Below are 19,917 nucleotides of genomic sequence, written 5' to 3'. Positions count from 1 at the left end.
TGTTCGCGCCTGAACGGAAAAGGCCTGCATGCAGGCCTTTCCCGTTCCAGCCCATCCCGCCCTTACGCCCTATGGCGCCTTGGCAGCTGTCGTGGTGGTAGTCGTGTTGGTGCGATGGATTACCTGTTGCACCTTGAGCACATTCAGCGCCTGCTGCAGTTGATAATCCTTCTTGACCGAAATCTCACCCGGCCGGAGCGCTTCCGCTTCATCGACATCCTTGGTCTTGGGCTTGATCAGCTTGTCGTCCTTCTTGAGCTTGGCCGCATCCAGCTTGGCCTCCGGCTCGCCCGGCTTGGACTCGGTCTTGACTTCGCCGCCTTGCGGATTGCTGAGGTGATGTTCCAGATCCGCTTCGCGCACCCGGAAGACTTCGGCATTCACGCCATTTACCGTGGCCTCTTCGACCTCGATATCCGGTGAAATACCCTTGGCCTGGATGGAGCGCCCATTCGGTGTGAAATATCGCGCCGTGGTCAGCTTGATCGCGGCTTCCTTGCCTACCGGCAGGATGGTCTGGACCGAGCCCTTGCCGAAGGTCTGGGTACCCACCAGCACTGCCCGCTTATGATCCTGCAGCGCGCCCGCGACGATTTCCGAGGCGGAGGCGGAACCGGCGTTCACCAGTACGACCAACGGCACGGTCTTGACTTCCGGCGGCAGCGACTTGCCGTCCCGGCCGAAATACTCGCTCGAAGCGGTCAAGCGCACCTTGGAATCGCTGGCACGCCCTTCCGTGTACACCACCAGGGCATTGTCCGGCAGGAACAGCGAAGACACGCCCACCGCACCGGTCAATACACCGCCCGGATCATTACGCAGATCGAGAATCAAACCCTTGAGCGAGCCCTTGTTCTCCTTGTACAAGCTTTCCAGCGCACGGACCATATCCTCGGTCGAGCGCTCCTGGAACTGCGTCAGGCGAACATAGCCGTAGCCGGTTTCCAGCAGCTTGGATTTGACGCTCTGCACCTTGATGATGGCGCGGGTCAGGGTAAACACCAGCGGCTTGGTCTCGCCCTTGCGCAGCATGGTCAGGGTGACCTGGGTATTCGGCTTGCCCCGCATCTTGCCGACCGCATCGTTCAAGGACATGCCGCGCACCGGCACATCGTCGATCTTCATGATGTAGTCGCCGGCCTTGACGCCGGCCTTGGCCGCCGGGGTGTCCTCGATGGGCGAGATCACCCGCACCAGCCCGTCTTCGGCATTGACTTCCAGGCCCAGGCCGCCGAACTCGCCGGTGGTGCTGGTTTTCAGGTCCTTGAAGGATTCCGCGTCCAGGTAGGCGGAGTGCGGGTCCAGTCCGGTCAACATGCCATTGATGGCCTCGTTGATCAGCTTCTTGTCCTCTACCGGCTCGACATAGTCCTGCTTGATACGACCATACACCTCGGTGAAGGCACGCAATTCGTTGATCGGCAGCGGGGACGGGCTCTCCTTGTCGGCCACGGCGCTCGCACCGGTTGCCAACAAGACACCCAAACCACCGCCCACCAGGAGCCAACTGATTTTCTGTACTTTCGCTTGCACTTTGCTGTCCTTATGACGCTTGCCGCTTACTTGGCCCACGTAAGTGGATCCATCGGTTTACCGAGATGTCTCAACTCGAAGTATATGCCGGTTTGTTCATTGCCACCGCTGTTGCCGCTAGTCGCGATGTCCTCCCCTGCCCTGACCGTCTCGCCCACCTGCTTGATCAGCGTCTCGGCCGCCCCATACAGGCTCATATAGCCGCTACCATGATCCACAATCAGCATATTGCCAAAGCCTCTCAGCCAGTCGGCGAATACCACCCGACCACTGGCAACGGCCTTGACGCCCTGACCGCCGGCGGTACGGATAAATACTCCCTTCCACGACGTGCTCTCGCTGCGTGCCGTACCGAACCGGCCAACCACCTCGCCTCGGGCCGGCAGCCGCAGCAAGCCCTTCAATTCGGCGAAGCGGCGTCCTTCCACGCTGCTATCGGGCAGCGCGTCATTCTGTTTCACCGGCGTTTCCTGCCTAGGCGGTGCATCCTGCTTGCCTGCCACCTCCGTGCGTGGCGATGGTTCGGACAGCTTCCTGCCCTGCTTGTTCAACTTGGCTTGCCTGGCCGCCTCGCGTGCTTCGGCCAGCCGCTGCGCTTTTTCCTGCCGCTCCCGTTCACGCGCCTGCTTCTGCTCGCGCTCCCGTATCATCTTCGCCAGCTTTTCAACCAGATTGGTCAGACGGGTTTCATCCCGCTGCAGCTTACCGATCTCCTTGCGTTGCGCGCCGATCTCACTGGCGATCTTGGACAGGACTTGCTGCTTGCCCGCCTGCTCCGCCCGCAAACGATCGCGCTGCTGCTTGCGCTCGGCCGCAATCAAGGCGAGCTCATCGGATTTACGCCGTATGACATCCGCCAGCTCATTTAGTTTACCCAGCTGCGCCTGTAATTCGCCGGCCAGCTTGTGCTGCGCTTCGGCGATATAGCGGTAGTAGCGAAGATCGCGCGATAGACGATTCGGGTCCTGCCGATTCAGCAACAGGCGCAAGGCTTCGTGGTTGCCATTGCGCAGCCTTGCCCGTAGCAACTCGGCCAGCCGCTTGCGGCTGGCCTCCAGGCTCTCGCGCGTGCGATTGATATCGTGCTGGGTGCGGGCCAGTTCGGCTTGCGAAAGCTGCTGCTGCCGATTCAGCTGCGCCACCGTGCGATTGGCCTCGCTGATCGCCTGCTCCGACGACTTGAGCGCATCGGCCGCTTCGTGCCGATTGGCCTCGTTGGCCTGCAGTTCCTGCTTAAGCGCTTCGATTTTTTCGCGGAGCTGCTGCAGGTCGGCCTCCGGCTGCGCCGCGCCGGTCAGCACGATGCCCTCGTTGCGGGCCTTGGCCGGCACCGTAGCGCCGGCCGTCGACGCGCCACACAGCACGCAAATGCCCAGCAGGGCGCGCAATAGACGGGGAAACACGGAATAGGCGATCACTGTAGGCGGATCACTTGAAATGGATCAAGGAATGACCGGTCATCTCGGACGGCTGCGAGACGCCCATCATGGCCAATAAGGAAGGCGCGATATCGCGCAATGCACCCTGCCCGCCCGCCTCGAGCGTAGCCGGACGACCGATGTAGAGAAAGGGCACCAGGTCGGTCGTATGCTGGGTATGCGCCTGACCGGAGGCCTGGTCCCACATTTTTTCGCAGTTGCCGTGGTCGGCGGTAATCAATACCTCGCCACCGGCGGCTTGCATCGCCGCCACGCAACGGCCCACGCAAAGATCCAGCGCTTCCACCGCCTGGACTGCCGCAGCGAAGTTGCCGGTATGGCCCACCATATCGCCATTGGCGAAATTGCAGATGATGGCGGCGTATTGACCGCCCGCTATCGCCTCGACGATGCGGTCGGTGACCTCGCCGGCGCTCATCTCCGGTTGCAGATCATAGGTGGCCACCTTGGGCGAGGGCACCAGGATGCGATCCTCGCCGGCAAACGGCTGCTCCTCCCCGCCAGACAGGAAATAGGTCACATGGGGGTATTTTTCGGTCTCGGCGATACGCAACTGCTTCAAGCCCAAACCGGCGATATGCTCGCCAAAGCCATTCTTGACCTTGGGCTTTTCGTAGGCCACCGGATAGGGGTAGGCATCCGCATAGCGGGTAAGCGTGACAAAACTGGCCAGCTGCGGACGACGTGGACGGGCAAAGCCGTCGAATTCCGCATCGTTGATGGCCATGCTGATCTCGCGCGCCCGATCGGCCCGGAAATTCATGAAGACGGCCACGTCGCCGTCCTCCATGCGCAGGGGCTGGCCGTCAGCGGCACGGATCGCGGTGGCCTGGATGAATTCATCGTTTTCGCCACGCGCGTAACCGGCTTCCAGCGCCGCCTGCGCCGTATCGGCAAACAAGCCGGCTTCGCCGTCGACCAGGAGCCGATAGGCCGGTTCGACCCGCTCCCAGCGCTTGTCCCGGTCCATGACATAGAAGCGCCCGACCACCGAAACGATGGCTGCGCCGGGGCAGCTGTCGCAAACCGCCTGCAGCCTGGCCAGATAGCGTTCGGCACTGCGTGGCGGCGTATCGCGCCCGTCCAGGAAGGCATGGACCGCGATCCGCGTCACGCCGGCCGCAGAAGCATCGCGGATCAAGGCGTGGATATGGTTTTCGTGGCTATGCACTCCGCCATCGGAGAGCAAGCCCAACACATGCAGGGTACCGGCACCGTCGCGGGCGGTGGCGATCGCCGTGGCCAGTACCGGATTTTTACCCAAGCTGCCCGCCGACACGTCACAATCCACCCGGCTGATGTCTTGTTGCAACACGCGGCCGGCGCCGATATTCAGATGGCCCACCTCGGAATTGCCGAACTGCCCGGCCGGCAGACCGACGAATTCCTCGGATGCGTTGATCGTCGTATAGGGGTATAGACTGGTCAATCGGTCCCAGTTCGGCTTGTTGGCGTGGAGGATGGCGTTGTCCTCGCCATCGGGGCGGTGGCCGAAGCCATCGAGTATCAATAACAGGACAGGCGTGACAGCAGTCATAGGGGTCGCTAGGGTCAAGTTTGAAATCCAGGCCATTTTACCGTGTAGTACGCGGTTGCGCGGTCACAGGGTGACGTTTAACATTCCGCCATTCTGCGCCTTATATTCCAACCGAATAAAAACCAAAGCATGCCATGGCCTATCATCTGATTCAGGACGACGAACAAATTGAGCAGGCCTCTCGCGCGATGAAAGCGATGTCTCACCCCTTGCGACTGAAGATCCTGTGCGTACTGGGTGAGAACGAAGTAAGCGTACAAGACATTGTCGATGCCGTCGGCACCTCGCAAAGCAACATCTCCCAGCATCTCGCCATCATGCGCGAGAAAGGCGTCTTGCGTACCCGCAAGGACGCCAACCGGGTGTATTACCGGGTGGGCGATCCCCGCACGCTGGAGGTGGTGAGCATGATGCGCGACGTTTTCTGCGGCTTCGCCCGATAGCAAAGGCGCCGCGCAGGCCCTACCCGGCTTGCCAGGCTCCGCCACGCTCTGCATTTGTTGCGTAGGCGCCCACGCGAGCGCCTACCTAGCATTTATACCAGGTATCACCGTGGGCCGCCGTCGCGGCCCTCGGCCATTCAGGAGTCAACATCAATGGCACTGCCGAGCAAGGTCAAGATCGTCGAGGTCGGACCACGGGATGGACTGCAGAACGAAAAGCAACCCGTCAGCACCGAGACCAAGCTGGCCTTTATCGACCAATTGGCCGATGCCGGCCTGGCCGTGATCGAAGCGACCGCCTTCGTTTCGCCGAAGTGGGTTCCACAGATGGCCGACCATGCCGAAGTGATGCGCGGCCTGCGCCGGCGCGCCGGTGTGCGCTACCCGGTCCTGGTGCCGAATATGCAGGGTTACGAAGCGGCAAGGGCGGCCGGCGTGGATGAGATCGCCATTTTCGGTGCGGCATCGGAAGCGTTTTCGCAAAAAAACATCAACTGCTCCATTGCCGACAGCCTGGCGCGGTTCGCGCCAGTGGTCGCCGCCGCGCAGCGGGATGGCGTGGCGGTCCGGGCCTATGTCTCCTGTGTGCTGGGATGCCCCTATCAAGGCGAAGTGCCGCTTGCCGACGTGGCGCGGGTAGCCAGGGCACTGTATGAAATGGGCTGCTATGAAGTATCGCTGGGCGACACCATAGGCGTCGGTACACCGGTCAAGGCGCAGCGCATGGTGGCCGCGGTCGCCGACGTGGTACCGGTGGAACGATTGGCCGCGCATTTCCACGACACCTGGGGACAGGCACTGGCGAATCTCTACGCTGTGCTGGAAATGGGCGTGGCAAGCATAGACAGCTCAGCCGCCGGCCTGGGTGGCTGTCCTTATGCGAAAGGCGCCAGCGGCAATGTAGCGACGGAGGATGTGGTGTACCTGCTGAACGGCCTCGGCATCGAGACCGGTGTGGATCTGGACAAGCTGGCGGCAGCGGGCCGGTTCATCAATCAGCAACTGGGACGCGCACCGGCTTCAAAAGCTGCGGCGGCGCTAGCCGCCGGCAGCAATCAGGAGGGTTGATAAACGCGCCGTTCCCCAGCGATCGCCTCGTCCACGGTCAGCAGCCTGAGCTGCAGTTCCTGGCGAGGCATCGGCTTAGCCTCGGGATGCTCATCGAACGATTTGCCCGGTACGAACTCTTGCTGGCCAGAGGCCATGTTAAAGACGGTGATCATCTTGCTACCCTCCTGTGCTATCGCACACGCTGATCAATCGGCCTTCACCCTGAATATCGGTACTTTCCCGGCAAACTTCAATGGTCAAAGCAAGCCGGGGAGACAAACGTCGGATATGCACGACAACCGGTGGTTACGGCGCGACACACCACCCATTGCCGCCTGATTACTGCTAGGCATTTCCTTAAGCAGCAGTATATAAGCATTTTCTGTTTTGTCTTTCCCATTTTCTCCGCAGCCGACGGACGGCAAACCCCATGCTTGCATTCAGCCTCGCCACCGCTATAACAAGGATCAGTCCGGTACGACAACCTCTCCCTCGAAGGCGGCTCAAGTCGCCTGACTCTTAGGCCGACATCTAACCGTGTCGGCCTCGTTTTTTTCCTTCGCGACGATTTCCCCCGTAGTCTCAAGCGCTTATAATCGTCGGCTTTTTCCCGATTTCAGCCGCCGCCATGACCGAACCCCGCCGTAATCCGCTCGCCACCATAGAATCCCTCGATTACGACGGGCATGGCGTAGCCCATGTGGATGGCAAGACCATCTTTATCGATGGTGCCCTCCCTTTCGAGCGGGTCGAGTATTCCAGCTACCGCAAGAAACCGACCTTCGAAAACGCGCAGGCCGTCGCCATCCTCAAGGAAAGCTTCCTGCGCGCCACGCCGAAGTGCGTGCATTTCGGCGTTTGCGGTGGTTGCTCCATGCAGCACATCGAAGCATCCGGCCAAGTCGCGGCCAAACAACGGGTGATGGAGGAGAACCTCGCGCGCATCGGCGACGTCAAGCCGGAAACCCTGATGCCGCCCATCTATGGCCCCACCTGGGCCTATCGCCATCGCGCCCGTATGTCGGCCCGCTATGTCGCGAAGAAGGGAACGGTATTGGTCGGCTTCCACGAAAAGCGCTCCAGCTTTATCGCCGATATGAAGTCGTGCGAGATCCTGCCCAAGAAGATCTCCGACATGCTGGTGCCCTTGCGCGAGCTGGTCATGGAACTATCCATCCGGGAACGCATGCCGCAGATCGAGCTGGCAGTGGGCGAACATGTGGATGTGATGGTCTTGCGGGTGATGGATCCCATCAATGAAGCGGACGAAGCGCTATTGCGTCGTTTTGCGGATCAGTACCAGGTGCAGTTCTGGCTTCAGCCCAAGGGCCCGGACACCGCCTATCCCTTCTATCCGCTCGATGCACCGCAGCTGAGCTACAGCCTGCCCGAGTTCGATATCGTGATGCCCTACAAACCGACCGAATTCACCCAGGTCAATCCGCATATCAACCGTGTGCTGGTCGGCCGGGCGCTGCGCCTGCTGGATCCGCAACCGGGCGAGCGTATTGCCGACCTGTTCTGCGGCTTGGGCAATTTCACCCTGCCGATCGCCCGTCGCGGCGCGACCGTGCTCGGTATTGAAGGCAGCCAGCAACTGGTTGAACGGGCATTGGAAAATGCCGAAAAGAATGGCTTGCAGGACCGCACTGCCTTCCAGGTCGCCAATCTGTTCGAAATGACCGAGAAAATCATGGCCGGCCTGGGCCATTTCGACCGCATGTTGATCGACCCGCCACGGGATGGTGCCATGGAAGTGTGCAAATCGATCTCGGCGGAAAACGGCCCCAAGCGCATTGTCTACGTCAGCTGCAATCCTGCCACCTTGGCACGGGATGCGAATGTGCTGGTGAATGTCAAGGGCTACATCATGAAATCTGCCGGCGTGGTCAATATGTTTCCTCATACCGGCCATGTGGAATCGATGGCCTGGTTTGAAAAACCCTGAATCGCGCCACGCGACAAAAAGCCCCCGCGTATTTTTCATGCAGGGGCTTTTTTTATGCGCGTTGATCTTATGCAAGGGGTGGTTTGCTACCGTATTCTAAAGGCCTCAAATAATGCCGCACGCCCTTCGGCCATCAGCTCAAGCAAATTCATCAAACAAGTGCATAACACGCCGCGAGAAGCACCCACGCGGCTCTGGTGGCAGTAATCAAACTCACATTCTCGGTTTTGCTTCTGGCGATACATATTAGCCCTCCCTCTCCCAGTGGAAAATGCGCGGAGGGTTGGCGCCCCTCTCTCCGACTGATAAGGATACTAATTAGCCTTCGGCAATATCTTCCGGAAATCGGAGTCCACTACTATTTTCGAGCCAGGAACATGCCCCCTACGCAGCTCCCAGCGGGGCAGCTAGCTCCTTGGCTGTCAATGCTGCGAGAACACGTCATCCATGCTGGTTGCCGACAAGATCTGCAACGCCCAACTTTCCAGCTGTTCGGATGTGGCGCAACCCAGCCGTTCCTCCACCCACTCTGGCAATGACCCATATTTGTGCAGAATCTGACGGCGCAATAGATTCGCTTGTCCTTCTTCCACACCTTCTGCCTTACCCAGTGCCACACCTTTCTGTATAAACTCTTCAGCCCAGAGGTCCATCTTGTTCGTCATCATCGCTTCGACTCCTTGCAAATCACTTATCTCGTCCAGCTGAGCCATCGGCCAGTTCAGTTGCGGGAATTTGGAAGGTAACAATAACTTGGCTATCCAATCCTTCACGGCCTGCCGCAGCCTTTCATGCTCCGGCGGCGCCAGATACCGCTTCAACCTGCGTATTACACGGCGCCCCGCTGCCGGGTTGTCGGCATTTTCCAGTCGAAAGATGTCCGCCACCACATTCTCCAGGCCCTTCAAATCTTGCTCCCGAAAGGCGCCCTGGTCCAATAGCAAATAACGCATGTGTGGCCACCCGGGCTAGGGCCGAAAATCTGGGAGCTTGCCGGGGGCCGGCTTCGATCAGTTCGTCCAGTTCCAGCGGCGCGCTCCAACGTGGCGCGCCGTTGTACATAACGATGGGCAGGACCGGCGGCAGCTTGCCGCTGGGCGTCAATGGCAATCGCTTTGGGTCCTTGCTCAGGTCCAGATACAGCTGCAACACGTAGCTGGCCACCCTCAGCGCCATGGTGGGATCGATCGTGGATTGAAATTCCACCAGCAGGCAGATGTAGAGCTCCTGGTCGGCCAGCCGCACCTTCCAGACCACGTCGGTCATCTGCCGACGCCAGCGTTCAGTGACAAAGCTGCCGTTGATTTGCTCCAGGGTGGAGAAATCCAGCTTTTCTACCCATTCCTCGTCGATAAACTCGCGCAGCAGATCCTCTACCGCGCGCGGAATGGAGAACATGGACTTGTAGGCAGCGTCGTGATCGAACATTCCACGAGACTGCCAGGGCCATACGGGGCCAGGAATACGGTCTTCGCCTGATAATGCGCACGCCACGCTACCCGAGGTTTGCACAATCCAGGCGGGGCAGGAACAAACCTCGCCTACCCTCCCCGATGCCCGCGCTCTACCGTTACGCCGACCCGGCCGACCTCATGCAAGATGCCCAGCTTGGTGACCGACACCCTGATCCAGGGCGTGGAGAACGCCCCCATCAGGTCTTGCGCGATATATTCCGCCAAGCGTTCCAGCAACAGGAAGTGCTGTTCCGCCAATACCGCCCTCAACCTATCCACCACGTCGGCGTAGTTGATAGTATCGGCCAAATCGTCGGTCTGGCAGGCTCTCGCACTGGGGATGCCGAGTTCGAGATCGACCTCGACTACTTGCGGGGCAACCCGCTCCCAGTCGTAAACGCCTATCAGTGTTCTGGCCTTGACGCCGTGTAGGTAAATAATGTCCATGGGTGTGACGAACGCTACTCCAGCGCTTGCTTGCTACCGCTGAAAGCCGCATCCGGCTTAGAATCCGGGGCTGCCATTGTAGAGGAAATCGATTGATGTCGCCCAACGCGCTCCCGCTTGCGTTTCTTGTCGCCGCTTACCTGGTCGGTTCGATCTCCTTTGCTATCGTGGTAAGCCGCTTGATGAAGATGTCCGACCCACGCAGCTACGGCTCCGGCAACCCCGGCGCCACCAATGTCCTGCGCTCGGGCAAGAAGGCGGCCGCCCTGTTGACCCTGCTGGGCGACGCGCTCAAGGGCACGCTGATGGTCGTGCTGGCACGTCATTTCGGCCTGGCAGATCCCTGGCTGGCAGGCGTGGCCATTGCCGTGACGGTGGGCCATATGTGGCCGCTGTATTTCCGCTTTCTCGGCGGCAAGGGCGTCGCTACCGCTGCAGGGGTGCTACTGGCTCTGGATTGGCGCCTGGGTGTCGCGACCCTGGCGGTCTGGCTGGTGGTGGCGGCAAGTACACGCATCTCCTCACTGGCCGCCATGCTGGCCGCCGTGGCATCGCCGCTGCTTTGCTTCCTGCTATTGCCAGGCCGCACCGCCATTTTCGGCGGGGTGCTCGCCATCGCAGCCCTGCTGCTGCAACGACACAAGCGCAATCTGCTGCAATTGCTGGCGGGCACCGAAGGCAAAATCGGCCAGAAATCTGAAAATTAAGGTGTATTGATCGAATTCGATCGCAAGGAGCGGAGTGTTGGACCGGTTCGGCCCGGTTAGATTCACGTCAGAACAACGTGAACAGAAGGTGCGCCATGAAGCAGTCGATCAACAAGGCGGCGCTTGCCGCCGCAACCGAGAACGACCCGCGCTGGGCTTCGGTACAGGCCAGGGACGCCACGGCCGACGGCGATTTTTATTATTCGGTCAAGACCACCGGTGTCTATTGCCGCCCTTCCTGTGCCGCCCGCCAGGCCAGACCTGAAAACGTGCGTTTCCATGCCAGTTGCGAGGCCGCTGAATTGGCGGGATTCCGGCCCTGCAAGCGCTGCAAGCCACGGCAACCCTTGCTGGCCAGCGAGCACGCCGCCAGGATTACCGAGGCGTGCCGCTTGATCGAAAGCGCCGATCCGGCGCCCAAGCTGGCGGAGCTGGCGGACACGGTAGGCATTAGCCGCTTCCACTTTCACCGCCTGTTCAAAAGTGTCACCGGACTGACCCCGCGCCAGTATGCCCACGCCCATCGCGCCGAACGCGTGCGCAAGGAGCTGGACCATCGCGAATCCTCGACCCGCGCCAATTCGGCGGGCGCTTCCATTACCCGCGCCATCTTCGACGCCGGCTACAACGCCAACAGCCGCTTTTATGAAGAATCCGATCGCGTACTTGGCATGCGGCCCCGCGAATTTCTTGCCGGCGGCATCGATGTCGATATCCGCTTCGCCATAGGCGAATGCTCCCTCGGGTCCATCCTGGTAGCGCAAAGCGTGCGGGGTATTTGCGCCATCCTGCTGGGGGACGACCCCGATGTCCTCGCTTGCGACCTACAAGCACGCTTCCCAGGGGCCAACATCATCGGCGGCGACCATGATTTCGAACAGTTGATCGCTCGGGTGGTAGGCCTGATCGAGTCCCCCGCCATCGGCTTGGACTTGCCCCTGGACATTCGCGGCACCAGCTTTCAGCAACGGGTCTGGCAAGCCTTGCGCGATATTCCGGCGGGCGAAACCGCCAGCTATACCGATATCGCCAAGCGCATCGGCTCGCCGCGTTCGGTTCGCGCCGTGGCCCAGGCCTGTGCAGCCAATGCGCTGGCCGTCGCCATTCCTTGCCATCGGGTGGTGCGGATAGACGGCGGACTGTCGGGCTATCGCTGGGGAGTGGAACGTAAACGGGCGCTGCTGGAAAAAGAAGCAAAGCAATAGCAAAGATAGGCAAGCGTGAGAAGAAAACGAAACGGACCATTCCTATTCATTACGAATGGTCCGTTTACCTGACTAGGACATATCAAGTAGGCAGATCGCCTCAGCCGTGGTGGGGGCGTCCGACGTGCCCTTCCAAGCTTTGCTCCACCGCCCTGCCGTATGCCACCATTGCCTTGGCACGGGCCAGCGCAAAGGTCTTTTCCTCATGGTTGAGCGATTTCACCACCTCGGCGAGCCTGGCCAACGCCGGCTCATTCGGGTTATGCAACTCCACCCAGATCAGATAGGCGCGGCCGGAAAGTATCAAGGCCATCGGGTCGATCGCGGAATATTTACTGACTTCCATGATGTTCTTTCTCCAGATTTATATGATGGAAACTGCGTTTGGGGCTACAGGGGAAATGGCAAGGTTCGCCCCTCAACCTGACATCAATGCCGGAGAGACTTCTTCGTGGAAATCATGGCGAAACAATGGAAATATCCTGAAAATACAATGCCATAATTCAGCTCACCAGCAAACCTAGCGGCAGCGTGCGCTGAAAAAGATGCTTCCGCATCCCCCAAACGGGGTAATGGCTGGCGCAATGCCGCATGCAGCGGCGCGATTGGTAATTTGACCGCCGGGCAGTGGACGCAAGCGGCGCGAAGGGAGACAATCGCGCCCCCCGGCCGCCGGCTTAGCATGACGGCGGCTCATCCCTATACTGTGCGCATCACGATACCCATGGCCTGGTTAACCTCAATACGTCAACATGCCGATCGCATTACCCATGTCTTGATCGATGACCGCTTCGCCGGGAATCCGCCGGCAGAGGCCCTGCCGTGCCTGAACTGGTTCGCCATCTGGTTCGCCGAAACCCCTCCCGCCAATGCCTTGATCGCGGCCCAGGAAGAGGCTGCGTTCGAGCAAGTGCAACGCAGTCTGGTCGATCTGGCCCAGCAGCATGCGGATGGCTGGGCGGTATATGGATTACGGGTGATGTCCTACGGCATCGCCGAGTACTATTTCTACTCGCGCGACGAGTCCACCCTTGCCGGCGTACAGGTTGAGCTGGAGCGTGCCCATCCTGGCTACCGCATCGAACACGCCAGCAAGGTCGATGCCAGCTGGGCGGTGTACAAGAAGTTCCTGCCGCCTTCCTGAGCGCCTGCCGCTTACGCGCCCTGTTCCAGCACGGGTTGCGGCAAGGCCAGCCCCGTAGCCACCGAAATGGCATTCCAAATCACGCCCACTACGGCGTTCCAGACCTTTTCCACCGTGACCATCAATAAGCCGCGCAGGGTCTTGGCAAAATTGAGGGCCATGTCTTCCAGGCCGTCGAGAAAGTAATCGCGGGTGTCGGCGGTGATTTGTCCGCTGGCGATGCCGGCGGCCACCATCACGCTTTGCTGCGCGATGGCCTGAACCTGTCTACCCGAAAAGCCGCGCAGGGTACTGACATCGGTATTGATGACGGCGCTTGCCGCATCGGTAATATCGGAAACCAATTGATCGAGATCGATGGCCATATCTTGTCCGTTTCTAACGCTGCAAGAAGTTCTCATAAGTAAGCGCCTGATCCAGGTAGATGCTGGCCATGCCCTTGAATGCCTGCACCTCCATGGCGGTCACGCCCTGCTTACGATCGGTATCGCGCATTTTCGCAACCGCCTCGGATACTTTTTTCAAGGCGGTGGTACTGGGCAGATCTTCATCCGAAATGGGTGGCGTGCCCTTGCTCTGTAGCAATTTGTTGATCTCGGCAGTGACCTTGTTGCGCGGCATGGGACGAGCGCCCGCCTGCAGGACCAAGGCATCGAATTTCCCCACTACCTCATTGTATTTCGCCTCCCGATTGGCGAAGCCTTCTACCCGGGTGCCGCCGGATACCGACGCGAACAGGGTCATCACCTCGACGTTCGCCGTCGTCAGGCCTTCCACCAGCGAGCGATCATAGGGTGGCGCCAGCTGCGTGGCACAGGCGGAAAGAAACAGCAGCAGAGACAAACAGACCATCGTGGGCAGATGGGCAAGGCAATTCCATACGCGCATTGCATCCTCCTAGCTATTGTTTTTGCGTACCGTTGCTGGCGTATACGTCAATCAACGATAAAACAAAGCAAGGAAAACCCAAAGCATTGTTGCGAGTTCTATGCTGGTGCCAAGCCTTGAACAGGCAAATCCTGCCCGCCAAACAGGACAAGGACAACACCGCAAGAAGTCTCGCAATGAAACCGGCCTGGTACGCATACAGGTGGACGACTACCCCTATCGTTGCGTCGAAGAAGCCTGCCTGGCGTGGCAGCCGGTTGCCGCGCACGGCTGGCTGCATCAGTTTGTCGATACCGTGGCGGCATGGGTCGGCGCCGGGGAACCGATGTCCTAGTCCACCTGTAACCACCATGACTCGCCGCGCGCCGGCACGGCCATATCCAGCGCCTCTCCCATGCGGGGCGTACTGATCTTTACGCCATGGCTTTCGGCCAGCGCCACGATTCGGTCGAAAGGCTCGTGCCAGGCATGCAAAGCCAGGTCGAAGGTGCCATTGTGGATGGGCATCAATTGCTTGCCGCGCAGGTCCAGGTGCGCCTGCAGGGTTTGCTCAGGTTGCATATGGATGTCCGGCCAGTCCTGGTCGTACGCCCCGGTCTCCATCAGCGTGAGATCGAAGGGGCCATACTTGTCGCCGATTTCCTTGAAGCCGGCGAAATAGCCGGAATCACCGCTGAAAAATACCCGGAATCCATCCTGCAGAATGGACCAGGATGCCCACAGCGTGCTGTCGCCATCGGCCAGTCCACGGCCGGAGAAGTGCTGCGAGGGCGTCGCGACAAAGCGCACACCCGCAACGGTGGTCGATTCCCACCAGTCCAATTGCCTTATCTTGCCCGCCGGCACGCCCCATTTGAGCAGGGTGTCGCCCACGCCCAGCGGCGTCAGGAAGTGCTCGACCTTATCTTGTAATTGCAGGACCGCGGCACGATCCAAATGGTCGTAATGGTCATGCGAAAGAATCACCCCCTTGATCGGCGGCAAATCCTCGATGGCGATGGGAGGCTGGTGAAACCGCTTGGGTCCCAACCATTGCAAAGGCGACGCCCGCCGGGAAAATACCGGATCGGTCAGCCAGAATTCGCCGCGTAGTTTCATCAGTACCGTGGAATGGCCCAGCCGGAACAAGGTCTGGTCCGGCGCCGCCAGCAACTGTGCCCGCGTCAAAGCCTCAACGGGTACCGGCTTGGCCGGCGTGGAAGCGGCCGGTTTGCCGAACAGCAGGCGCCAGCTGATCGCCAGCAACTTGAAGAAGCCCGGCTGCGCCCGTGGCGCGGTGTTATGGAACTTGTCGCCATGCCACTGCGGCGAGTGGGCGTAGTTGGAAGCGCGGGCGGCGCTGAGCGACTGATGGGGCATGGTGACGGAAACTCCGCTGATCTGGTGGGCGATGGCGCGACAGAAATTACACTTACCAGTGTAGTTTCCAGTCGCGCAAAAGTAAACTGTTGAGTGTAAGATAGTCGGATATCCAAACAGTTCCCTCTTATGCACCCCATACAACGCCTGACCGACCGTAAGCGCGAAGCCATCCTTGTCGCCGCCATGGCCGAATTCCGCGCCCGAGGTTTCGAAGCCACCAGCATGGATAGGATCGCCGCCAGTGCGGATGTATCGAAGCGCACTGTCTATAACCACTTCCCAAGCAAGGACACGCTGTTCGCGGAAATCCTGCTGCAGTTGTGGCAACACAGCGCCGCCCAGATCGAACTGGCTTATCGCTCCGACCGTGCCTTGCGCGAACAATTGCTGGATTTGATGTGGCAGAAAATGCGCTTATTGGATGACGCCCATTTCCTGGACCTGGCCAGGGTGGCAATCACCGAAACCCTCCGTTCTCCTGCCTTGGCGCAGGAGTTGGTGGCCAAGTTGCGGGAACGTGAGGAAGGTATCGCGGCATGGATACGCGCGGCTTTGCAGGATGGTCGCTTGAAACCGCTCGATCCGGCCTTTGCCGCCAATCAATTGCAGGGCCTGCTCAAATCATTCGCGTTTTGGCCGCAGCTCACCATGGGGCAGCCGCGCCTGGATGCACAACAGCAAGAGGCGGCTGTCGCTTCCGCGGTGGATATGTTCCTGGCGTACTACGGTAAGGATGCAGGAGAGGGCCGCTTGCAGGGCGTCAGCTAAATCCCGCCGCTTACAGCACGAAAGTCTGCGGGTGACTCAACCTGACCCGATGGACATCGGAAAATACCAGGAAATCGCCGCCCAACGCATGCTTCAGCCGATAACGGCGGAAGTCTTCGTTATGCACCTCGTATTTAAGGTCTTCCGCTTCTTCCCCGGCGCATTGCGCGTCGATTTCGATTCTCCGCCGATGGGCGTCACGTTTTTCCAGGCCGTCATGTCCCCAACAGCCCAGCGTCTGGCTTAACCAATCACAACCGTCTTCGCTGAAGTCATAGCTATCGCGTAGATATACCCCGACTTCAAAAACGGTGATCTTGAGCAGATTCCCCTGCGCTTGCACCACACCGGATACCGCCAATCGCAGCATGCCTCTGCCGATGGCGCCATAGCACTCGTCGAATGGGTCCGACATACCGCCGAATGCCCTGGCATTGACTTGGCAAGTAGCGTCCAACTGCCGGGCGGACAGCGATAGATCGCCGAATAGCCAAGTACCTTTGGCATGTTGCGGACCTTGCGCCCTGATCTGCTCGCGCAGTCGCTTCAGGCCCACCGGGGTATGCCAGGCGGCGAGCAAGGCTGAGCAGGCCTGTTGCACACGCTCGTACCGCAGGAGCCAGTCCATCCTGACCGTATCCTCGTCCACCTGGGCGGCATCGAGCTGAGTGGGCATGCCGCGGCCGGTTTTCAGATCGGCCGACATGGTCCACGCTGGCTGCGAGAACCAGCGACGCAGCAAGCTGGCGGCAACCGGCCAGGATAGGCAGTCCTCCATGACGCCAGGAATATCGTCGAGCCGAAAGACACGTTTGGCCGGCGGCAAAATCGCCCTCCGCGGATCGAGTTCCTTGCTCAAACGTGCTGTCGCCATGCTGATCTTCTCGGATTGATAGCCCAGGACCACACACCGCAAGCTTGCGGCCCTCTAGATATATGATATTAGCATTTATATGCAGAGTTTGGTGTATGCCGACTGGCTTGGCGCGTGCTTTATTCCTGGCACTAATGCCACGGCGTGAGGACGCCTATCTTGTCTATCCACTCAGCCTGGATCCGTACGCCAAGCGGTATTGCCCCATGGAAATCGCATGGTCTAACTTGGTCTGGTTGACCGGTCCGAATGGACGGGCAGCGCACTGGCCACAAAGCTGTCGCCCGGTTACCGCTTGCTGACGAATTTGCGGCTGCCTACTTGCTCGTATCGGAGAATATCGAGATGAACTTCGCCTTGCGCGTGCTCCCTTTAAGCATCTTCCTTGGCACCGGCTTTTTGCTCAGCGGCTGTAATGACGACTCCTACACCGATCCGCAACCTGCCCCCAGTATTTCCGGAGTAGCGGCGGTAGGCGCGGCGGTGTCGGGCGGTACGGTGTCGCTGAAGTGCGCAGGCGGAACGGTCGTCAATACCACGACCGGCACGGATGGTCGCTTTACCATTTCGCTGGCGGGACAAACCGCGCCATGCATCCTGCGCGTGGATGGCGGCCAGGTCAGAGGCAGTGCCAATACCCTAACGCTGCATTCGGCCGCACTGGGCGCAGGAATCAGCAATATCACCACCTTGACCGACCTGGCCTTGGCTACGCTCAGCAATGGCGATCCCACCGCGCTGTTCAACCAGTTCAATGCCACCACGGCGGCAAACATCACGACCACCTCGCTGGGCAATGCGCAAACCTCGGTCACCACCGCCCTGGCGGTCCTGCCCAATCTCGGCTCGATGGCTGCGGCGGGCAATTTCTTCAGCGGGACATTGGAAGCCGGCTCGGCGGGTAATCCCATGGATGTAGTACTGGACAACCTTGGGACAATCCTCAAAACCAACAACGTCAATTTCGGCTCGCTGATGGCCACGCTGGTACAGGGCGGTTCGCTGACGGCTTTGTTCCCGGCGACCCAGACGCCTACCCCCACTCCTACACCTACCCCGACGCCTACGCCTACGCCTACGCCTACGCCAACACCTACGCCAACGCCTACGCCAACACCTACGCCAACACCTACGCCAACACCTACGCCAACACCGACACCGACACCGACACCGACACCGACACCGACACCGACACCGACACCGACACCGACACCGACACCGACCCCCACTCCTACGCCTAGCGACTGCACCTACACGCCTGTCAGCGGCGATACGGCCGTCTTCCGCACCACAACCGGTACCGCGATCTCCACCGGTTCACAGCAGTGGGCGAGCGGCAGCCTGAATGGCCAGGATGTCCTTATCCAGACCGCCCTCGACAGCAATGGCAAAATCAGTTCGAAGACCTATCAGCAAATACTCAGTGCGACGCAGTACAAATACCTGCTGGTGGAAAGTTTCGACGTCAGCAATAACAGCAAGATCGCGGAAACAAGCTATAGCCCCAACACCTTTGTCTACGACTATCCGCTGACCGTCGGCGGTACCGCTACCTTTACCACCACCGCCACCACCAAATTCTTCGGCAGTACGGCCGCCCAACTGGCGGTGATTCTTGGTGGCGATACGATATCGGCGACGGTTTCCGGGAGCATGAAGTACAGCAGCAGCGAGTCGGTCACGGTGCCGGCAGGCACCTTCAACACCTGTAAATTCGAGCTGATGCTCAATTACGCGTCCTTCAGCAATACCACCCTGGGCAGCAGCTATTTCCCCAACCTGAAGATGTTCGCCTGGCATGCGCCCGGCGTAGGCCTGGTGAAATCCTCGGCGGAAGTGACCGTCGCCGGCATCAATACGACTTCGGTGGTGGAGCTGGTCAGCGGCAAGTTCAACAACGTAGTCAAACCTTAAAGGTGAATGGGCCCGGCCATACCGGGCCCATTTATCGCGCCGCCTTCCTCGAACGGCGGCGTCTCGATTCATTTTCGAAAACGCTAGTTCAAAACCGACAGCCGACCCCACTCACGTTCTTCATGGCTATTCATCAATGATCATGGTCAATGATTATTTTCGATGGAGGAATGTCATGAACACCACCCTATCCGCCCGCCTTCTCGGCAAGGGCATCGCGATCTGTTTAGCCATTTCGCCAATTCGCGGATATCCCGGCAGCGATACGCAACTTCCGCCCCCTTCCCTGCATTCAGTACGAAACAACTGCATCTATACACCCAGCAATGGCGACAAGTTCCTTATGCGCCAAACCGTCAACAATATCATCACCGAACAGATCTGGAGTTGGGAACTCACGCAATCGAATGGCAGGCCGGTGATGGCACTTACCATCACATCCGCACCGTCCGATGAATCGCCGGTCGCGCAAATCATTTCCAGGCACTACTTCAACACCACCGATGAGGCCCAATTCTGGCATTTGGCGGAAGAGCACTTCACGAAGGGTGTCGTGAATGAGGAAATTCTGTACCGCCCCTATTACATCGAGAAGTTCCCTACAAAACCTGACCAGCCCTACGTCACGGGCATCAACCAGGTCAAATCCGATATGACCGACTCCCCGCCCAAAGTCAGCTATATCCACCTTACCAGCAAGACAATTTACTTGGGCGAAGAGCAACTCACCCTACCGGAAATTGGCCCCATTACCGCCTGTAAATTCCGGATATTGGAATACACCAACAGGCCACATACACGAATAGATAAAATCAGTTGGTATGCGCCTAAACTTGGCTTGGTAGCGTCCCGCATACGTTCGGAAGTATTTCCGTCCGAAGAAACAATCACTGAAATTAGCTTCACGCACGATATGCGGGAACTTTCGTCCGCCCGCAAGACTGGAAAAAAATAAGGCGGCAAGCCTTTCTACAAGACAGGGAAGTGGCTTGATGCAGCCAGTAAATTCAGCCGCTTTCCAGCTCCCCAAAGTAATTATAAAAACCCAAAAGCTCTAATGTGGCAACTAGCTTCAAATAGACCTGCGCGTTGACGCAACTGGATAGGCAGTGTATTGCACGCCCGCTGCAATGCCTACCGCCTGACAGCCACGTCTACCGTATGCCCACTACGAAATATCCTAATCCCGGCCTGATTCCGCTCA

Annotated in this window: 22 protein-coding genes; 10 read left to right on the top strand and 12 right to left on the bottom strand. The window is 59.3% G+C overall.

The window, feature by feature from the left end; all coding sequences use genetic code 11:
- Window positions 1-69: 69 nt before the first annotated feature.
- From FNU76_RS22370 to gpmI, 3 genes are read right to left on the bottom strand one after another with little or no spacing between them, the layout of a single operon-like run.
- Complete coding sequence (locus FNU76_RS22370) at window positions 70-1,533, bottom strand: S41 family peptidase (protein WP_144280257.1); 1,464 nt, start codon at window positions 1,531-1,533, stop codon at window positions 70-72.
- A 26-nt stretch (window positions 1,534-1,559) separates the two neighbouring features.
- Entirely contained in the window at window positions 1,560-2,951 is a 1,392-nt protein-coding gene (locus FNU76_RS22365) for a murein hydrolase activator EnvC family protein (protein WP_144280256.1), read from the bottom strand.
- Between the two features lie 10 nt (window positions 2,952-2,961).
- The gene (gene gpmI, locus FNU76_RS22360; protein ID WP_144280255.1) at window positions 2,962-4,509 is read right to left on the bottom strand and encodes a 2,3-bisphosphoglycerate-independent phosphoglycerate mutase; all 1,548 of its coding nucleotides are present in this window, start codon (window positions 4,507-4,509) and stop codon (window positions 2,962-2,964) included.
- 134 nt (window positions 4,510-4,643) lie between these two features.
- Between gpmI and FNU76_RS22355 the strand changes: the two genes are divergently transcribed.
- Window positions 4,644-4,952, top strand: coding sequence for an ArsR/SmtB family transcription factor (locus tag FNU76_RS22355; RefSeq protein ID WP_144280254.1), 309 nt, complete (start codon window positions 4,644-4,646; stop codon window positions 4,950-4,952).
- 153 nt (window positions 4,953-5,105) lie between these two features.
- A complete protein-coding gene (locus FNU76_RS22350; protein ID WP_144280253.1) occupies window positions 5,106-6,020 on the top strand; it encodes a hydroxymethylglutaryl-CoA lyase in 915 nt (304 codons plus the stop codon).
- Here FNU76_RS22350 and FNU76_RS24220 read toward each other — a convergent pair.
- Window positions 6,008-6,175, bottom strand: a complete 168-nt coding sequence (locus FNU76_RS24220; RefSeq protein ID WP_179958247.1) for a hypothetical protein — start codon at window positions 6,173-6,175, stop codon at window positions 6,008-6,010. The genes FNU76_RS22350 and FNU76_RS24220 overlap by 13 nt on opposite strands.
- Before the next feature lie 455 nt (window positions 6,176-6,630).
- On the opposite strand from FNU76_RS24220, the gene rlmD reads away from it, so the two are divergent.
- Window positions 6,631-7,950, top strand: a complete 1,320-nt coding sequence (rlmD, locus tag FNU76_RS22345; protein ID WP_144280252.1) for a 23S rRNA (uracil(1939)-C(5))-methyltransferase RlmD — start codon at window positions 6,631-6,633, stop codon at window positions 7,948-7,950.
- Window positions 7,951-8,372: 422 nt separating this feature from the next.
- Here rlmD and FNU76_RS22340 read toward each other — a convergent pair whose 3' ends face one another.
- The 3 genes from FNU76_RS22340 to folB form a co-directional block, all read right to left on the bottom strand.
- Window positions 8,373-8,723 carry a DUF4351 domain-containing protein gene (locus tag FNU76_RS22340; protein WP_144280251.1) on the bottom strand — a complete coding sequence of 117 codons (351 nt, stop codon included), beginning with the start codon at window positions 8,721-8,723 and terminating at the stop codon, window positions 8,373-8,375.
- A gap of 16 nt (window positions 8,724-8,739) precedes the next feature.
- Window positions 8,740-9,378 carry an Rpn family recombination-promoting nuclease/putative transposase gene (locus tag FNU76_RS22335; RefSeq protein WP_144280250.1) on the bottom strand — a complete coding sequence of 213 codons (639 nt, stop codon included), beginning with the start codon at window positions 9,376-9,378 and terminating at the stop codon, window positions 8,740-8,742.
- Window positions 9,379-9,491: 113 nt separating this feature from the next.
- The gene (gene folB / locus FNU76_RS22330) at window positions 9,492-9,851 is read right to left on the bottom strand and encodes a dihydroneopterin aldolase (protein WP_144280249.1); all 360 of its coding nucleotides are present in this window, start codon (window positions 9,849-9,851) and stop codon (window positions 9,492-9,494) included.
- Window positions 9,852-9,946: 95 nt separating this feature from the next.
- Here folB and plsY point away from each other — a divergent pair, with 95 nt between their 5' ends.
- On the top strand, window positions 9,947-10,558 hold the full coding sequence (gene plsY, locus FNU76_RS22325) for a glycerol-3-phosphate 1-O-acyltransferase PlsY (protein ID WP_144280248.1): 612 nt from the start codon (window positions 9,947-9,949) through the stop codon (window positions 10,556-10,558).
- Window positions 10,559-10,653: 95 nt separating this feature from the next.
- On the top strand, window positions 10,654-11,763 hold the full coding sequence (gene ada, locus FNU76_RS22320) for a bifunctional DNA-binding transcriptional regulator/O6-methylguanine-DNA methyltransferase Ada (protein ID WP_144280247.1): 1,110 nt from the start codon (window positions 10,654-10,656) through the stop codon (window positions 11,761-11,763).
- A gap of 100 nt (window positions 11,764-11,863) precedes the next feature.
- On the opposite strand, the gene FNU76_RS22315 is transcribed toward ada, so the two are convergent.
- On the bottom strand, window positions 11,864-12,109 hold the full coding sequence (locus FNU76_RS22315; protein ID WP_144280246.1) for a hypothetical protein: 246 nt from the start codon (window positions 12,107-12,109) through the stop codon (window positions 11,864-11,866).
- 378 nt (window positions 12,110-12,487) lie between these two features.
- Here FNU76_RS22315 and FNU76_RS22310 point away from each other — a divergent pair, with 378 nt between their 5' ends.
- Window positions 12,488-12,907, top strand: coding sequence for a DUF695 domain-containing protein (locus tag FNU76_RS22310; RefSeq protein ID WP_179958246.1), 420 nt, complete (start codon window positions 12,488-12,490; stop codon window positions 12,905-12,907).
- A gap of 11 nt (window positions 12,908-12,918) precedes the next feature.
- Here the strand turns inward: FNU76_RS22310 and FNU76_RS22305 are convergent, their stop codons facing one another.
- Entirely contained in the window at window positions 12,919-13,272 is a 354-nt protein-coding gene (locus tag FNU76_RS22305; RefSeq protein WP_144280244.1) for a hypothetical protein, read from the bottom strand.
- Between the two features lie 13 nt (window positions 13,273-13,285).
- On the bottom strand, window positions 13,286-13,795 hold the full coding sequence (locus FNU76_RS22300) for a hypothetical protein (RefSeq protein WP_144280243.1): 510 nt from the start codon (window positions 13,793-13,795) through the stop codon (window positions 13,286-13,288).
- 100 nt (window positions 13,796-13,895) lie between these two features.
- On the opposite strand from FNU76_RS22300, the gene FNU76_RS22295 reads away from it, so the two are divergent.
- Window positions 13,896-14,129 (top strand): hypothetical protein, encoded by a 234-nt coding sequence (locus FNU76_RS22295; RefSeq protein WP_179958245.1) that lies wholly within the window; start codon window positions 13,896-13,898, stop codon window positions 14,127-14,129.
- Here the strand turns inward: FNU76_RS22295 and FNU76_RS22290 are convergent.
- Complete coding sequence (locus FNU76_RS22290) at window positions 14,126-15,154, bottom strand: MBL fold metallo-hydrolase (protein ID WP_144280241.1); 1,029 nt, start codon at window positions 15,152-15,154, stop codon at window positions 14,126-14,128. The two genes, FNU76_RS22295 and FNU76_RS22290, sit on opposite strands and share 4 nt — an antisense overlap.
- Before the next feature lie 129 nt (window positions 15,155-15,283).
- Between FNU76_RS22290 and FNU76_RS22285 the strand changes: the two genes are divergently transcribed.
- The gene (locus FNU76_RS22285) at window positions 15,284-15,925 is read left to right on the top strand and encodes a TetR/AcrR family transcriptional regulator (RefSeq protein ID WP_144280240.1); all 642 of its coding nucleotides are present in this window, start codon (window positions 15,284-15,286) and stop codon (window positions 15,923-15,925) included.
- Between the two features lie 10 nt (window positions 15,926-15,935).
- Here FNU76_RS22285 and FNU76_RS22280 read toward each other — a convergent pair whose 3' ends face one another.
- Window positions 15,936-16,799 (bottom strand): DUF6402 family protein, encoded by an 864-nt coding sequence (locus FNU76_RS22280; RefSeq protein ID WP_144280239.1) that lies wholly within the window; start codon window positions 16,797-16,799, stop codon window positions 15,936-15,938.
- Window positions 16,800-17,144: 345 nt separating this feature from the next.
- Here FNU76_RS22280 and FNU76_RS24215 point away from each other — a divergent pair, with 345 nt between their 5' ends.
- Together FNU76_RS24215 and FNU76_RS22270 are read left to right on the top strand one after the other, a co-directional pair.
- A complete protein-coding gene (locus tag FNU76_RS24215; protein WP_179958244.1) occupies window positions 17,145-18,713 on the top strand; it encodes a hypothetical protein in 1,569 nt (522 codons plus the stop codon).
- A 175-nt stretch (window positions 18,714-18,888) separates the two neighbouring features.
- Window positions 18,889-19,668 carry a hypothetical protein gene (locus FNU76_RS22270; protein WP_144280238.1) on the top strand — a complete coding sequence of 260 codons (780 nt, stop codon included), beginning with the start codon at window positions 18,889-18,891 and terminating at the stop codon, window positions 19,666-19,668.
- Window positions 19,669-19,917 lie beyond the last annotated feature (249 nt).

The organism is Chitinimonas arctica (assembly GCF_007431345.1).
GTDB lineage: Bacteria > Pseudomonadota > Gammaproteobacteria > Burkholderiales > Chitinimonadaceae > Chitinimonas > Chitinimonas arctica.
Note: the sequence above shows the minus strand (reverse complement) of the source record. Positions and strands in the feature narration are given on the sequence as shown.